Origin of the sequence: Massilia sp. 2TAF26, assembly GCF_052115005.1 — a bacterium.
GTDB lineage: Bacteria > Pseudomonadota > Gammaproteobacteria > Burkholderiales > Burkholderiaceae_D > Telluria.
In genome coordinates, this window is record NZ_JBFRFV010000016.1 from 72573 (window position 1) to 87006 (window position 14434).

General features: G+C 69.4%; 14 protein-coding genes. 1 reads left to right on the forward strand and 13 read right to left on the reverse strand.

Annotated elements, in window-relative coordinates:
• From AB4Z32_RS17160 to AB4Z32_RS17210, 11 genes are read right to left on the reverse strand one after another with little or no spacing between them, the layout of a single operon-like run.
• On the reverse strand, positions 1–663 hold the full coding sequence (locus AB4Z32_RS17160) for a cytochrome c oxidase subunit 3 family protein (protein WP_442123065.1): 663 nt from the start codon (positions 661–663) through the stop codon (positions 1–3).
• Positions 664–668: 5 nt separating this feature from the next.
• On the reverse strand, positions 669–2300 hold the full coding sequence (gene ctaD, locus AB4Z32_RS17165; RefSeq protein ID WP_442123066.1) for a cytochrome c oxidase subunit I: 1632 nt from the start codon (positions 2298–2300) through the stop codon (positions 669–671).
• The gene (gene coxB, locus AB4Z32_RS17170; protein WP_442123067.1) at positions 2275–3225 is read right to left on the reverse strand and encodes a cytochrome c oxidase subunit II; all 951 of its coding nucleotides are present in this window, start codon (positions 3223–3225) and stop codon (positions 2275–2277) included. Before coxB ends, ctaD begins: the two co-directional genes overlap by 26 nt.
• Complete coding sequence (locus tag AB4Z32_RS17175; RefSeq protein WP_442123068.1) at positions 3222–4058, reverse strand: SCO family protein; 837 nt, start codon at positions 4056–4058, stop codon at positions 3222–3224. The genes coxB and AB4Z32_RS17175 overlap by 4 nt, the downstream gene beginning before the upstream one ends.
• Positions 4055–4387, reverse strand: a complete 333-nt coding sequence (locus AB4Z32_RS17180) for a hypothetical protein (protein WP_442123069.1) — start codon at positions 4385–4387, stop codon at positions 4055–4057. Before AB4Z32_RS17180 ends, AB4Z32_RS17175 begins: the two co-directional genes overlap by 4 nt.
• Complete coding sequence (locus AB4Z32_RS17185; protein WP_442123070.1) at positions 4380–5414, reverse strand: hypothetical protein; 1035 nt, start codon at positions 5412–5414, stop codon at positions 4380–4382. Before AB4Z32_RS17185 ends, AB4Z32_RS17180 begins: the two co-directional genes overlap by 8 nt.
• On the reverse strand, positions 5411–6040 hold the full coding sequence (locus tag AB4Z32_RS17190) for a c-type cytochrome (RefSeq protein WP_442123071.1): 630 nt from the start codon (positions 6038–6040) through the stop codon (positions 5411–5413). Before AB4Z32_RS17190 ends, AB4Z32_RS17185 begins: the two co-directional genes overlap by 4 nt.
• Positions 6037–6582: a DUF3341 domain-containing protein gene (locus AB4Z32_RS17195; protein ID WP_442123072.1), complete on the reverse strand. Its 546-nt coding sequence runs from the start codon at positions 6580–6582 to the stop codon at positions 6037–6039. Before AB4Z32_RS17195 ends, AB4Z32_RS17190 begins: the two co-directional genes overlap by 4 nt.
• Positions 6579–7955: an NrfD/PsrC family molybdoenzyme membrane anchor subunit gene (gene nrfD / locus AB4Z32_RS17200; protein ID WP_442123073.1), complete on the reverse strand. Its 1377-nt coding sequence runs from the start codon at positions 7953–7955 to the stop codon at positions 6579–6581. The genes AB4Z32_RS17195 and nrfD overlap by 4 nt, the downstream gene beginning before the upstream one ends.
• Positions 7952–10813 carry a 4Fe-4S dicluster domain-containing protein gene (locus AB4Z32_RS17205; RefSeq protein WP_442123074.1) on the reverse strand — a complete coding sequence of 954 codons (2862 nt, stop codon included), beginning with the start codon at positions 10811–10813 and terminating at the stop codon, positions 7952–7954. Before AB4Z32_RS17205 ends, nrfD begins: the two co-directional genes overlap by 4 nt.
• Positions 10810–11460 (reverse strand): cytochrome c3 family protein, encoded by a 651-nt coding sequence (locus tag AB4Z32_RS17210; RefSeq protein ID WP_442123075.1) that lies wholly within the window; start codon positions 11458–11460, stop codon positions 10810–10812. The genes AB4Z32_RS17205 and AB4Z32_RS17210 overlap by 4 nt, the downstream gene beginning before the upstream one ends.
• A 168-nt stretch (positions 11461–11628) precedes the next feature.
• Between AB4Z32_RS17210 and fliD the strand changes: the two genes are divergently transcribed.
• Complete coding sequence (gene fliD, locus AB4Z32_RS17215; RefSeq protein WP_442123076.1) at positions 11629–12957, forward strand: flagellar filament capping protein FliD; 1329 nt, start codon at positions 11629–11631, stop codon at positions 12955–12957.
• Here the strand turns inward: fliD and AB4Z32_RS17220 are convergent.
• Together AB4Z32_RS17220 and AB4Z32_RS17225 are read right to left on the reverse strand one after the other, a co-directional pair.
• Positions 12947–13435, reverse strand: a complete 489-nt coding sequence (locus tag AB4Z32_RS17220; protein ID WP_442123077.1) for a GNAT family N-acetyltransferase — start codon at positions 13433–13435, stop codon at positions 12947–12949. The genes fliD and AB4Z32_RS17220 overlap by 11 nt on opposite strands.
• On the reverse strand, positions 13432–14352 hold the full coding sequence (locus tag AB4Z32_RS17225) for a LysR family transcriptional regulator (RefSeq protein ID WP_442123078.1): 921 nt from the start codon (positions 14350–14352) through the stop codon (positions 13432–13434). Before AB4Z32_RS17225 ends, AB4Z32_RS17220 begins: the two co-directional genes overlap by 4 nt.
• Positions 14353–14434: the final 82 nt, after the last annotated feature.

The window sequence follows — 14434 nt, forward strand, 5'->3', positions numbered from 1 at the left end:
CTAGCCTCCCGCCCTGCCGACCAGGTAGAGCAGCGGATACAGGAAGATCCAGACCACGTCGACGAAGTGCCAGTACAGGCCCGCGTATTCGATCGCATCGGCGGATACCCCCACTGGCGGCGGATGGCGCAACCGCCAGGCCATCGCCAGGCATACCAGGATGCCGATCGTCAGGTGGACCGCATGCAGCCCGGTAAGGACGAAATACAGGATGAAGAAGAGCTGCATGCCGGGCATCTGCTGCAAGTGGCCGCCATGCTCCGGCCGGAAGCCGGGACCGGGGAAGAGCTTGTCCAGGAAATCATTGTGGTATTCCCAGCCCTTCAGCACCAGGAAGACGAAGCCCAGCGCCGCAACCGCCCACAACAGCCGCATGGCGCGCCGCCGCCGGCCGCTTTCCGCGGCATTGCCCGCCAGCGCCATCAGGAAGCTGCTGGTCAGAAGCACCGCGGTGTTGGCCGTGCCGAGCAGGTAGTCGGTATGGCGGCTGGCGGCGGCGCTGGCCTCGGGATAGTGGACGCGCAGGTAGAGGTAGCCGAACAGCAGGGGCCCGAAGAACAGCAGTTCGCTGGCGATGAACACCCACATGCCGAAGGTGCCGGCGAAGGATTGCTGCTCGCGGCTGGTGAACTGCTCGGCGTGGGGCTGCTTGACCGTAGTCATGGGATTCAATCGGTATGGTAGGCGTAGGGGCCGCGCGCCACCACCGGCGGCTGGGCGAAGTTGTGGACGGGCGGCGGCGATGCCGCCTGCCATTCGAGCCCGGTGGCCTGCCAGGGATTCGGCGGCGCCGGCCGGCCATAGCGCAGCGACCAGGCCAGGTAGCCCAGCGGCAGCAGGTAGCCGATCGCCAGCGTGACCGCGCCGGCCGAGGACAGCACGTGCAGCATCTGGAACTCCTCCGGATAGCTGTGGTAGCGGCGCGGCATGCCTGCATAGCCGAGCAGGTATTGCGGGAAGAAGGTCAGGTTGAAGCCGGCGAAGATCACCACCGCCGCCAGCCTGCCCCAGGCCTCCGAGTACATGCGTCCCGTAATCTTCGGCCACCAGAAGTGGATGCCGCCCAGGTAGGCCATCACCGAGCCGCCGACCATGATGTAGTGGAAGTGGGCGACCACGAAATAGGTATCGGACAGGTGGACGTCGAGGGCCAGCGCGGCCAGGAACAGCCCGGTCAGGCCGCCGATCGTGAACAGGCCGACGAAGCCGAGCGCGTACAGCATCGGCGCGCTGAAGCTGATGCGGCCCTTGTACAGGGTGGCGGTCCAGTTGAAGACCTTGATCGCGGACGGCACCGCGACCATGAAGGACAGCAGCGAGAACACCATGCCCGCATACACTGACTGGCCGCTGACGAACATGTGGTGGCCCCAGACCAGGAAGCCGATCACGCCGATGGCCAGGATCGCATAGGCCATGAAGCGGTAGCCGAACACGGGCCGGCGCGCGAAACAGGGAATGATCTCGCTGGCCACGCCCATCGCCGGCAGCACCATGATGTACACCGCCGGGTGCGAGTAGAACCAGAACAGGTGCTGGAACAGCAGCGGGTCGCCGCCCAGCGCGGGGTCGAAGATCCCGACCTGGAACAGGCGCTCGACGGCCACCAGCACCAGGGTCATGGCCAGCACCGGCGTGGCCAGCACCAGGATCAGCGAAGTGGCATAGTTGGCCCACACGAACAGCGGCAGCCGGAACCAGCCCATGCCGGGCGCCCGCATGGTGTGCACCGTGACGATGAAGTTCAGCCCCGTCAGGATCGAGGAAAAGCCGACCACCAGCACCCCGGTCAGGGCCAGCACCACGTGCGAGTTCGAGAACATGGTCGAGAACGGGGTGTAGAAGGTCCAGCCGGTGTCGACGCCGCCGGCCAGCAGCGCCCACAGGACGATCGCGCCGCCAGCGATGTACAGGTACCAGCTGGCCAGGTTCAGGCGCGGGAAAGCGAGGTCGCGCGCGCCGATCATCATCGGCATCAGGAAGTTGCCGAGCACCGAGGGAATCGAGGGAATCAGGAACAGCCATACCATGATCACGCCGTGGGCGGTGAACAGCTTGTTGTAGGTGTCGGCGCTGACCAGGTCGCCCTGCGGCGTGGCCAGCTCCAGGCGGATCAGGGCCGCCGCGATCCCGCCCAGGAAGAAGAACAGCGTGATCGACACCGCATACAGCAGCGCGATGCGCTTGTGGTCGCGCGTGCCCAGCCAGGAGCCCAGGGTCCAGCCTTCCGACAGGTAGCTGCGGCCGGCCCGGGTGTCGTCTTCCTCGATCAGGCTAAGGTCGCTCTGTGGACGGGTCATGTCCGCTCTCCCTGATGTATTCGATGATCGCCAGCAGGTCCTCCTCGCCGATCTGGCCGGCGAACGAGGGCATGATGGGTTCGTAGCCCGCCACCACGTCCTTGCGCGGCAGGTAGATGGAATCGCGCACGTAGGCTTCGTCGGCGATGATCTCGCGGCCGTCCTGCAGGTGCACGCGGCGTCCCAGCAGGTTCGTCAGGTCGGGCGCGTGCACGCTCGAGCCGGCGGCGTGGCAGCCGCTGCAGCCGTACTGGCGGAACAGCGCGAAGCCGCGCGCGGCCATGCCTGGCTGGCGCGGGCCCTCGGCCAGCCAGCGTCCGTACTCGGCGGGCGGCAGCACCACGATCTTCCCCGTCATCATGGCGTGCTCGGTGCCGCAGTACTCGGCGCAGAACAGCTCGTATTCGCCGGCCTTGCTGGGCGTGAAGCCGATCGAGGTGTAACGCCCCGGCACCGCGTCCTGCTTGATGCGAAAGGCCGGCACGAAGAAGCTGTGGATCACGTCCTGCGAGGTCAGCACCAGGCGTACCGGCCGCCCCAGCGGCAGGTGCAGCTGGCCCACTTCGCGCCGGCCGTTGCGGTGCTCGGCCTTCCACATCCACTGCTTGGCCACCACGAAGACGGGCGTGGCGGCGGGATCCGGGCGGTACAGGGCGGCATAGTCGATCGCGCCCCAGGCGTACAGGCCGAGGAAGAGCAGCATCGGGATCGCGGTCCAGGCGATTTCCACGGGCAGGTCCCTGGACGGCACGTGGCTGCGGTCGGCCTTGGAGCGGGCGCGGTAGCGCACGCAGAACACGATCATCATGACCAGCACGCCCAGCGCCACCGCGCCGGTCAGCAGCAGCAGGCACAGCGCCAGGCTGTCGAGGCGGGTGGCGGACGCGGCGCCGTCGGCCGGCAACAGGTGGAAAGGCACCGTCATGGCCTGCCCTCCTTCGTGGCATCGAAGCCGCGCCGGCGCCACAGCCAGCCGCCCAGGCCCAGCAAGGCCAGCAGCACGCCGCCGCGCACCGCCGCCATCGCCGCGCCGCTGTTCCTGCCGAGCGCCGGGTCGTAATGGGTGCACAGCATCAGCAGGCGTTCGCCGAGGGAGGCCGCGCCGCTGCCGCTATTGCTGCCGATACCTCCATCGCGAGCCGCCTGCAGCGCCGTGCGCAGGGCGGCCGGATCGAAGCGCACGCCGGGGAAATATTGCGTGACGCGCCCGCCGGCATCGACCACCACGAAGCCGGCGGCATGGGCAAATTCCCCCGTCTCCTGGTCGCGCGGCGCACGGTAGCCCAGCGCCGCCTCGATCTGCGCCAGCGCCGGCGCATCGGCGGTCAGCATGCGCAGGTCGGCCGCGCCGCCGGGCAGCAGGGAAGCATAGGCCTGGCGTTTGGAGCTTGCTGCCTGGGCGCCGTCGCGCGGGTCGATCGAGAAGCCGACCAGGCGGTAGCTGCCGGCCGCCATCCCGCCCAGCGAGAGGGCCTGCAGCACGCCCTCGAACAGGGTGCTGCACAGGTTCGGACAGCTGTAGTAGCCCGGCACCAGCACCACTGGCGCGGCGCCGAACAGCTCGCCCAGGCGGAGCGGCCGGCCGGCTTCGTCGCGCAGCATGGCGTCGAGCGGCAGGCGGGTGCCGATCGCCGGCGAAAAATCCGCCGCCGGCTGGGCCGGCAGGCGCATGGCCTGGGCGCAGGCCGTCCCCCGGCACAGCGCCAGCATGAAGCAGGCCGCCACCAGCAGCCGTAGCAAGCGTAACAAGCGGATCATGGCTTGCTCTCCTGCTGCCGGCGCGCCGCCATCAGCCGTATCGCCTCGTCCAGCGGAATGTGGGCGACGCCGGCCTGGCGGTCGACCCAGCCGTAACTGCCGAGGCGCTTCTCTTTTTCCGCGAAGTAAGCCGCACGCTCGTCCTGCGGCGCCGGCTGCAGGCGCGGCGCCGGGATCGCGGCCGGCGGCTGCGCCGTGTTCGCCACCGGACCGAGTCTGTGCAGCAGCCACCACGAGCCCGCCACCGCGAACACGATGCCGCCCGCGATCGCCAGCGCCCCGCGCCGGATCGCGCGGACGTGGATGCCGCTGTCTTCGCTCTCAGGCATGGGCCGCCCTCCTCTTCGTCTCCGCGCCGCGCCAGGCCAGCCAGGCCAGCAGGACGCCGGCCAGCACCGGCAGCGGCGCCAGCCACGTCCAGTGATCCGTCAGGCCCGTCACCGAGGGCAGCACCAGCCACCAGCAATCGAGCAGGTGGACCGCCAGCAGCAGCGCGGCCAGTCCCCCCATCATCGTCGGCGCCTGCTTGGCATGGCGCGACAGCAGGATCAGCAGCGGCCCCGCGAAGTGCACGACGGCCAGGGTCCAGGCCACCGTCTTCCAGCCCGGCGTGGCGCGCAGCAGGTACCAGGAGATCTCGCGCGGCAGGTCGGCCGACCAGATGATCAGGAACTGCACATAGGCCAGGTAGGCCCAGGTCAGCACATACATCATCAGCAGGTTGCCGAAGTCCGGCAGGCGCTGGCGCGCGGCCTCCCTGTCGATCAGCAGCACCGCCAGCGCCAGCCCGCTCAGCATCTGGCCGGTGCCGGTCAGCCAGCCGAACACGCTCGAATACCATTCCGGCCGCAGCGACATCAGCCAGTCGACCGACGCCAGTCCGCTCGAGAAGACGAAGGCCAGCAGGCAGGCGGCGGCGCGGCCAGCCGAACGGTGGCGGGCGCGCAATTCGATCCAGGCCAGCGCGCTCCACAGCAGCAGGTAGGCCAGGCTGCGCGCCACGAAGAAGCCGGGGCTCAGCCACAGCTTGCGGAAGGCGGTTTCCGGCGCCACCGGCCCGGCGCCGGCCCAGGGATAGAGCAGATGCATGCCGGCCAGCACCGGCAGGAACAGCAGGCAGGCCAGCGGCAGCCAGCGCGCCGCGCGCAGCAGCGGCGTGCGGATGATTTCTCCCCAGTCGCCGCCGGTGAGCTGGTGCAGCCAGACATTCGCCAGCCCGCCCAGCAGCGCGCCGGTGACGAACCACCACAGCACCAGGTAGCCCGCCAGCAGTGCGCGCAGGTCGATGCGCCAGCCGATCAGGGCCAGCACGGCGGCTGTCGCCACGGCGGCGATCGCGAGCACGGTGCGGCTCATGGCGTAGCTCCGGCGGCGGCGGCAGTTTCGGGTTGCGCGTCCAGTTTGGCCCGGATATCCGGCGGCAGGCCGTCGGCCGGCGCGTTCTGGCTCAGCTGTAGGGCGCGGATGAAGGCCACGATGGCCCAGCGGTCGGCCGGCTCGATGCGGTCGGCGTAGGGCACCATCACGCCGTAGCCATTCGTGATCACCTCGTAGATGTGGCGGTCCGGGGCTTCGCGCAGGCGCGGCTGGTGATAGGTCGGCGGCGCCGGAAAGCCGCGCCGCACCACCAGGCCGTCGCCGTCGCCCACCGGGCTGTGGCAGGGCAGGCAGTAGATCATGTAGCGCTCGCGGCCCCGCTTCAGCAGGCGCAGGTCGACCGGATAGGGATTCGTCTGCGCAGTCTCGGCGGCGATGTCTTCCTGCACGGCGGTGCCGCCCTTGCGCCCGCCGGTGCTGTCGGAAAAGGCGCCGCGGGCGCGCGGCTGGGTGCCGGCCGGCGGCATGCGCGCCGAGGCGCCGTCCGGGAACAGGGTGCTGGCGGCGAAGGTCTTGTAGCGCGGCTGGTCGTACATGTCCTGCTTGGCCCGTTCGCAAGCAGCCAGCAAGACCAGCGGCAACAGGAGGCCGGGCAGGAATCTCATGCCGGCACCTCGCGCAGCAGCATGGGATGCAGGCCTTCCAGCAGATCGCGCGCCGGGCCCGGCGCGAACACAGGGTCGTGGGCGGGCAGGCAGAGGAAGAAGCGGTTGCGGCTGGCCAGCTCGAATTCCTCGACCTCGAACAGCGGGTGATAGAGCTGCGGCAGGCCGTTCTGGATCAGCATGGCCAGCACCGCCGCCACCGCCGCTCCCAGGATGGTCAGCTCGAAGGTCGGCGGAATGAAGGATGGCCAGGAATGGAGCGGCCGGCCGCCGACATTGATCGGGTAGTCGATCACGGCCGCATACCACTGCAGGAAATAGGTGGCCGCGCCGCCCAGCACGCCGCCGATCAGGGTCGCCGGCGCGACCCAGCTGCGCCGGGTGCCGAGCACTTCTTCGAGGCCCTCGACCGGGAACGGGCTGTAGGCTTCGGCCTGGGTGTAGCCGTGCGCCCTCGCCTCCTTCGCCGCCGCGCACAGGCTGTCCGCGTTGGGGAATTCGGCCAGCAGGCCGTACACTGCCCGGCTCGGTTTTTGCCTCATTTCTTGCCCTCCGCGGTGTCGCGCACCAGCTCGCGCATCTCGGCCATCGAGATCAGGGGCAGGAAGCGCACGAACAGCAGGAACAGCCAGACGAAGAAGGCGATCGAACCGAACAGCGTGATCCAGTCCCAGCGGGTCGGATAGAACATGCCCCAGCTCGATGGCAGGAAATCGCGATGCAGCGAGGACACCACGATCAGGAAGCGCTCCATCCACATGCCGCAGTTGATCGCGAGGCTGAGCAGGAACAGGACCGGCACGCTGTGCCGCACACGCCGCCACCACAGGATCTGCGGCAGCACGATATTACAGGCCAGCATGCTCCAGTAGACCGGCGCATACGGGCCCACCCAGCGGTTGATCGTCATATAGGTCTCGTACTTGTCGCCGCTGTAGAAGGCGGTGAAGATCTCGGACAGGTAGCCGTAGCCCACCATCCAGCTGGTCGCCAGCAGCACCTTGGCCGCATTTGCCAGGTGGCGCCCGGTGATGAAGTCCTGCAGCCCGAAGGCCGCGCGCAGCGGGATCGCCAGGGTCAGCACCATCGCGAAGCCCGAGAACAGCGCCCCGGCCACGAAGTACGGCGGGAACACGGTCGAGTGGTAGCCGGGCGTGTTGCCGACCGCGAAGTCGAGCGACACGATGGTGTGCACCGACACCACCAGCGGCGTCGCCAGCCCCGCCAGCAGCAGATAGGCTTTCTCGAATCGGGCCCAGTGCCGTGCCTCGCCGCGCCACCCCAAAGCCAGCAGGCCGTAGGCCACCTGGGCGCCGCGCTGGCCGCGCAGGCCGGCGCGGTCGCGCAGGGTGGCCAGGTCGGGAATCAGGCCCAGGTACCAGAACATCAGGGACACCAGCAGGTAGGTGGCGATCGCAAAGAAATCCCACACCAGCGGGCTGCGCCATTGCGGCCACACGTTCATCACGTTCGGATAGGGCACGATCCAGTAGAAGAACCAGGGCCGTCCCAGGTGCAGGATCGGAAACAGGCCGGCGATGCTGGCCGCGAACAGGGTCATAGCCTCGGCGAAGCGGTTGATCGAGGTGCGCCAGCGCTGGCGCAGCAGGAGCAGGACGGCCGAGATGAAGGTGCCGGCGTGGCCGATCCCGATCCACCAGACGAAGTTCCCGATCGCGAAGCCCCAGGCCACCGGGATGTCGACGCCCCAGATGCCGATGCCCTTCGCCAGCAGCCAGCTGACCGCGACCAGCAGCGCCATCACCCCGGCCGAGGCGGCGAGGAAGGCGCTCCACCACTTCCAGCCGAACTTCCCGTTCAGGACGATGCCGGCGATCTTGTCGCTGACGTCGGCATAGCCCCAGCCGGCGCGCAGCTCCGGGGTGTCGCGGGACCTGGGCTGCGGCGCGCTCATTCCAGCTCCGGGTCCAGGTTGACCAGGCGCGCGGTGTAGCTGGTGCGCGGCCGGGTGTTCAATTCCTGCAGCAGGGCGTAGTCGAAGGGCGAGGACTTGGCAGCCAGGACGTCGCTGCGCGGATCGTTCAGGTCGCCGAAGTGGATCGCCGCCGTCGGGCAGGCCGCCTGGCAGGCGGTGACGACTTCGCCATCGAGGATGCGGCGGCCCTGCTTCTCGGCGTCGATGCGGGCGCGCGTGATGCGCTGCAGGCAGTAGCTGCATTTTTCCATCACGCCGCGCCGGCGCACCGTCACCTCGGGGTTCTGCAGCGCCTTCAGGCTTTCCAGCTTCTGGTTCGAATACTGCAGGAAGTTGAAGCGACGGACCTTGTAGGGGCAGTTGTTCGAGCAGAAGCGCGTGCCGATGCAGCGGTTGTAGACCTGGACGTTCAGGCCTTCGTCGTCGTGCACGGTGGCGCCGACCGGGCACACCTCTTCGCAGGGCGCATGCTCGCAATGCATGCAGGGCACCGGCTGGAACAGCGTGCGCGCACCCAGGCGGTAGCGGTCGACCCGGATCCAGTGCATGCTGCGGCCGCGCATCACCTCTTCCTTGCCGACCACCGGGATATTGTTCTCGGCCTGGCAGGCGACGGTGCAGGCGGCGCAGCCGATGCAGGCGTTGAGGTCGATCGCCATGCCCCACTTGTACTCGTCGTAGCGGTATTCCGGATACAGCGAGGTCTTGCCGCCCTCTTCCTCTTCGCGCTTCTTCGGCGCCGCCTTGGCTCCGGCCCGCGCCACCTTCACCGGATCGCGCCCGTGCATGTCGACCTCGCGCTGGCGCAGCGCGAACACATGGCCGCCCATGGTGGCGTCGAGCCGCAGCGGCACCGGCCCGCCCAGCGCGGCCTGGGGACGCAGGCGGTAGGCGTCGAAGCCGACCGCATTGCCGACCGAGCCGGCGCCGCTGCGCCCGTAGCCGAGCGGCAGCGTGACCACGCCCTCGGCCTGCTCCGCCAGCACCATCACCGGCGCCTCGATGCTGCGGCTGTCCACCGTCAGCCGGGCCACGCCGCCATCGAGGAGGCCGGCGCGCCTGGCGGTGGCGGGACCGATCAGGGCGGCGTTGTCCCAGGTGAGCGAGGTCAGCGGCCGCGGCAGCTCCTGCAGCCAGGCGTTGTTGCAGAACTCGCCGCCATCGACGGCCGGATCGGGCACGAAGCACGCCACCAGCGGCGGCGTTTCCAGCTTCGGCATGTCCACCGGCGGCACCTCGCGCACCGTCACCGCCGGCGCCGCGCTGCCCTCCACCAGGCCGCGGCGCAGGGCTTCGCGCCAGAAGGCGTCGAAGGCCGGGCCGGCCAGTTCGGGACGCGCGGCCTGCCAGGCGGCGCGCGCCAGCACCAGGCCGTCGCGGCTGCCCTCGCCCAGCAGGGTCGCCAGCACCGTGTGCGCGGAGCGTCCGCCATACAGGGGCGCGATCAGCGGCTGCACGATGCTGGCCGTGCCATCGATGGCGCGGGCATCGCTCCAGGCTTCGTAGCCGTGCGCCAGCGGCAGGTGCCAGCCGGCCTCGCGCGCGGTCTCGTCGCGGTAGAGGCCGAGGTGGGCGCTCAACGGCACGCGACGCAGGGCCTGGGCGAAGCCGAGTGCGGGCGGCGCGGTGTAGACCGGGTTCGTGTCCAGCATCAAGAGGGTGTCGACCCTGCCGGCCTGCATGTCGGCCGCCAGTCCGGCCAGCGTGGCGCCATGCTCGGGCGCGCCGAGCGCCACCCGCTCGATATGGGCGATGGGCCCCTGCTGCCCGCCCAGGCGCTGGTTGAGCAGGTGGGCCAGGGCGCGGCCGGCCGGGCTCAAACTCGGTCCGGCCACCACCAGCGCATGGCCGCGCGCCCCGCGCAGCGCCATCGCCACCGCCGTCTCCCAGCGCGCGACGGCGGGATCCGGCGCGGTGCCGCCGCCGGGCGCCGCTTCCAGCAGGCCGGCGATGCGCCACAGCGAGGCCTCGATCTCGTGCGGCGCCCGCGCCAGGCGCTCGTCGGCGTAGGCACCGGTGAGGGTCGGCGTGGACTCCATCGCGTACAGGCGGTTGGCGGCGACGCTGGCGCCCAGCCGGCGCGGCGCGGTGAAGGCGCGCGCATGCGCCAGGCTGCCGCCCCGCCCGCCCTCGGCGCCGAACAGGTCGGCGTCCAGGGTCAGGAGCACGGCCACCTTGTCGAGCCGGTACAGGGTGTCGAGCGGACGCCCGAAGGCCAGGCTGGAGGCGGCCGCGGCGCCGTCGTCGTGCAACGGATCCCAGGCGTGCCAGCGCATCGCCGGATACTTCTTCTGCAGCGCTGCCAGCTGGGCCGCCAGGGTCGGCGAGGTGGCCGGGCCGCTCAGGACGCGCAGGCCGGCGCCGCCGTCGCGCGCGAACCGCGGGCGGCGCGCTTCGAGGGCCGCCTCGAAGGCCGACCAGCTCGACAGCTCCGTACCCTGCTGCACCGTCTGCGAACGGTCCGGATCCCACATCTGCAGGATCGAGGCCTGGGCGAAGACGTCGGTGGCGCCGCCGCTGACGGGATGCTCGGGATTGCCCTCGACCTTGGTCGGCCGGCCCATATTGGTCTCGACCAGCACGCCGTGGGCGAAGCCGCGCCGGACGAAGGCGGTGGCGTAGAACAGCGGCAGTCCCGGCACGTCCTGCTCCGGCATCCGCACATAGGGCACGATGGCCTCGGGCGGCGGCCCGCTGCAGCCGGCGCCGGCCAGCGCCGCGGAAGCCGCCATCAGCTTCAGGAAGCGGCGCCGCGACGGCTCGTCCTGGCCGTGATCATGATCGTGATCGTGATCGTGGCCGTGGATGGGGATGACGGGATGGCCGGTTCTTTTCATCGGTGGCAGGTCGAACAGTTGGTCAGCGCATTCGTGCTGCGCAGGCGGTACAGGCGGTCGAGCTGGCGCACTTCCTCCGGCGTCAGCGGCCGCTGCGGCGCCATCGACAGCACCTTGCTGAGCGGGCGGACGTGCTGCGGCGCGGTGCGGTGGCAACCCAGGCACCACTGCATTTCGAGGGTGGCGGTGCGCCAGGTCAGCGGCATCTGGTCGACGCGGCCGTGGCATTCGACGCAGGCGACGCCCTTGTTCACGTGGATATCGTGTGCGAAATAGACGAAGTCGGGCAGGTCGTGCACCCTCACCCAGTGGATCGGCCGGCCGCTGCGCGCGCTCTCGTGCAGCGGGGCCAGCGCGGGCGAATCGAGGAAAAGCTGCGAGTGGCAGCTCAGGCAGATGCCGGTCGAGGGCATGCCGGCGAAACCGGATTTTTCGACCGAGGTGTGGCAATAGCGGCAATCGATGCCGTCGTCGCCGGCGTGGTGCTTGTGGCTGAAGGCGATCGGCTGGTTGACCGGTTCGTAGATGCCGTTACGCGGCGTCATCTCCCAACGTGCCACCGCCACCGCCGCCACGGCGATGCCGAGGATGAGCAGTAAAGCCAGTTTGACGACCAGCACGGCAGGCTTGGAAAACGGCGGTGCCATTGGATTGCTTATCAGCTAAAGGAATGGATTGGTGGCTATGTAGTTGTTTTTTTGATACTTTACCTAGTATAGGCGAGTGCCGGCAATCGGTCCGCACGCTTGAATTGACGGGTAAACCCCTTGCAATTGAATACATCGAGAGGGAGCCGCCTGGCCCATAATGAGCGCATGACTATCTCGACCTCGACCTCGTCGCCGGGCCTTGGCGCCACCAGCGGCAGCCTGTCCAGCCTCTACACCAGCGCTACGCAGTCGCTGCTGGCGAAGAACCCGGCCGTCAAGCTCATCGACACCCAACTACAGCGCGACAATGCGCGCCTGTCCAGCCTGGGCAGGATGGCGCTCGCGCTGGACGGCTTCCGGAACGCCGCCGGCGGCCTGTCCGCCGCCGGGATGGACATGTCGGCCAGCAGCAGCACCAAGGCGGTCGAGGCCAGCCTGAGCGGCGCCACCGCCACGGCCGGCTCGCACACGGTCGAGGTCAAACAGCTGGCCCAGGCCCAGCAGCTGGCCAGCAAGGCCCTGGCCGCCCGCGATGCCCCGATCGGCAGCGGCGCCGTCACGGTGATCAAGATCGACACCGGTTCGGCGTCCAAATCGCTGCGCATCGACGGCAGCAACAACACCCTGGACGGCATCGCCAAGGCCATGCGCGACGCCGGCCTGAACGCCGAGGTGGTGCAGGACGGCAAGGGCTTCGCCCTCAGGCTGACCGGCACCAGCGGCGCGGCAAACGGCATGCGCATCAGCGTCAGCGGCGACCCGGCAGTGCAAGGACTGCTCTCCTACGGCAACGGCGGCAACAGCGCGATGACGGAAAAGACCGCGGCCCAGGACGCCCAGCTGGTGGTCGACGGCAAGACCGTCACGGCAAGCACGAACAAGGTCGACAAGGCCATCGCCGGCGTCTCGCTGACCCTGGGCGCGGTCGGCAAGAGCGAGGTGCAGGTGGCCCGCGATCCGTCCGCGATCGCCGCCAACGTGAAGAGCCTTGTAAGCGCCTTCAACGCCATGGGCAGCCAGCTGGCCACGCTGCGCAGCGGCGACCCGGGCTCGGACTCGGCGCTGAACCAGGTGACCGCGCAGATCAACCAGGTGCTCGACGCCGCCGACCCGAAGGCGCTGGCCGAGATCGGCGTTACGCGCAAGAGCGGCGCCCTGGTGCTCGACGAGACCAAATTGAAGGCGGCCATCGCCGCCGACCCGGGCAAGGTGACGGCGCTGTTCGCGAATGGCGGCAAGGGCCTGGCCGAACAGCTGGCCAAGCGCGCCGGCGAGCAGATCGCCACCGGCGGCACGGTCGCGAACCAGGCTCACGCGGTCAAGCAGGATGCCGACAAGCTGAGCGACAAGAAGGCGAAGATCGTCGACACCGTCAGCCGCCAGGCGGCGATGCTGGCGCAGCAGTATTCGCTGGCCGGATCGGGCATCGGCGGCAGCGCGCTGTTCGGCAACGGTCAGGTCAAGCCGATGTCGCTGTTCGACTTCATGGCTTGAGCGGCAGCACGTAGCGTCCGTAGGGCACGCCGCGGATCGGCGGCAGGTCGGCGTCGCGCACGAAGCCGAGCGCCTCGTACATGCGCAACGCCGAGGCCATGATCGGACTCGTATGCAGGCCAACCGCGGGCGCCCCGGCGTCCCGCGCCAGGCGCAGGCAGCCCGCCACCAGTTCCCTCCCCGCGCCCTGCCCGCGCCGCCGAGGATCCACCACCAGCATGCGGATCACCGACCACGCCATCGGGAAGAAGGCGGCGCGCGGCCGGCCGGGCCCGACGTGGGCGACCGCGCCGACGATCTCGCCCGCCTGTTCGGCCACCAGGATATCCGCGCCTGCCGCGAGATCGGCCATCCGCGCTATCCCCTCGATGAAGCTGGGCCAGTCGGCGTAATCCCGCGAATACTGCAAGAAGGCGGCGCGCGCCACCGCGTTCACAAGCTCGCGGTCGCCGTCCGCATACGGGCGAACGCGGATCATGCCGCCCGCCCGATGTCGTCCTTGATCCACCACAGCGAGGGATTGTTGTCGGCCAGGTCGCGCAGCAGGTCCCATACCACCTTCACCCGGCGCAGGCGATAGAGGTCGGTGGGCGCGGCGAGCCAGAAGGAGCGTTCGGCGTAGAAGCCCGGCAGCACCGGCACCAGGCGGCCGTCGTCCGGGATCGCATAAGGCGGCGCCATCATCAGGCCCATGCCCAGCGCCGCCGCCTCGACCTGGGCGCCCATGCCGAGCGAGCAGAAGCGTCGCCGCGGCGTGAATCCGAGTTCGTTCAGGTAGGACAGCTCGCGGCTCGCCAGGCGGTCCTGCACATAATCGACGAAATCGTGGCCTTCGAGGTCGGCGTGGGTACGGATCGGCGGATGGCGGTCCAGGTAGGCGGGCGATCCGTACAGGTAGAAGCGGAAGGAAGCCAGGCGCGTGACCACGTAGCGGCCGGTGGCCGGTGGATCCAGCATCACGCCGAGGTCGGCCTCGCGGTTGGCCAGGTTGGCGAAGCGCGCCAGCGACAGCATCTCGATCGACAGGTCGGGATGCGTGTCGAGCAGCTTGACCAGCAGCGGCGCCACCACCCTCACCCCGAACACGTCCGGCACGCCCAGCCGCACCACGCCCTGGGCGCCGACCTCGGTGCCGCCCAGCCGCTCGAGCGCGGCCAGCGACGCCCCTTCCATCGCTTCCGCATGCGGCAGCAGGGCGTGGCCCATCTCGGTCAGCTCGTAACCCTCGCGCGAGCGGTCGAACAGGGTGGTCCCGAGCTGGCTCTCGAGGCGGTCGATGCGCCGCGCCACGGTGGTGTGCTCGACGTCCAGCCGGCGCGAGGCGCCCGACAGGGTCCCCGCACGCGCCAGTTCAAGAAAGAAACGCAGGTCAGTCCACTCGGGCAAGGCATTCATAGGTTGATTGTCTGATATCAGCAACAATTATTGTGCACCAGTGCACATTTTGGCGCCAAGACTTTCCTTGAATCAGGTCTTC

Bases quoted from the DNA above. Each gene is read 5' to 3' on its own strand.
- AB4Z32_RS17175 (WP_442123068.1), bottom strand. From the start codon at position 4,058: ATGATCCGCTTGTTACGCTTGCTACGGCTGCTGGTGGCGGCCTGCTTC.
- AB4Z32_RS17195 (WP_442123072.1), bottom strand. From the start codon at position 6,582: ATGAGGCAAAAACCGAGCCGGGCAGTGTACGGCCTGCTGGCCGAATTC.
- AB4Z32_RS17205 (WP_442123074.1), bottom strand. From the start codon at position 10,813: ATGAAAAGAACCGGCCATCCCGTCATCCCCATCCACGGCCACGATCAC.
- AB4Z32_RS17210 (WP_442123075.1), bottom strand. From the start codon at position 11,460: ATGGCACCGCCGTTTTCCAAGCCTGCCGTGCTGGTCGTCAAACTGGCT.
- AB4Z32_RS17185 (WP_442123070.1), bottom strand. From the start codon at position 5,414: ATGAGCCGCACCGTGCTCGCGATCGCCGCCGTGGCGACAGCCGCCGTG.
- nrfD (WP_442123073.1), bottom strand. From the start codon at position 7,955: ATGAGCGCGCCGCAGCCCAGGTCCCGCGACACCCCGGAGCTGCGCGCC.
- AB4Z32_RS17220 (WP_442123077.1), bottom strand. From the start codon at position 13,435: ATGATCCGCGTTCGCCCGTATGCGGACGGCGACCGCGAGCTTGTGAAC.
- coxB (WP_442123067.1), bottom strand. From the start codon at position 3,225: ATGACGGTGCCTTTCCACCTGTTGCCGGCCGACGGCGCCGCGTCCGCC.
- AB4Z32_RS17225 (WP_442123078.1), bottom strand. From the start codon at position 14,352: ATGAATGCCTTGCCCGAGTGGACTGACCTGCGTTTCTTTCTTGAACTG.
- ctaD (WP_442123066.1), bottom strand. From the start codon at position 2,300: ATGACCCGTCCACAGAGCGACCTTAGCCTGATCGAGGAAGACGACACC.
- AB4Z32_RS17160 (WP_442123065.1), bottom strand. From the start codon at position 663: ATGACTACGGTCAAGCAGCCCCACGCCGAGCAGTTCACCAGCCGCGAG.
- AB4Z32_RS17190 (WP_442123071.1), bottom strand. From the start codon at position 6,040: ATGAGATTCCTGCCCGGCCTCCTGTTGCCGCTGGTCTTGCTGGCTGCT.
- AB4Z32_RS17180 (WP_442123069.1), bottom strand. From the start codon at position 4,387: ATGCCTGAGAGCGAAGACAGCGGCATCCACGTCCGCGCGATCCGGCGC.
- fliD (WP_442123076.1), top strand. From the start codon at position 11,629: ATGACTATCTCGACCTCGACCTCGTCGCCGGGCCTTGGCGCCACCAGC.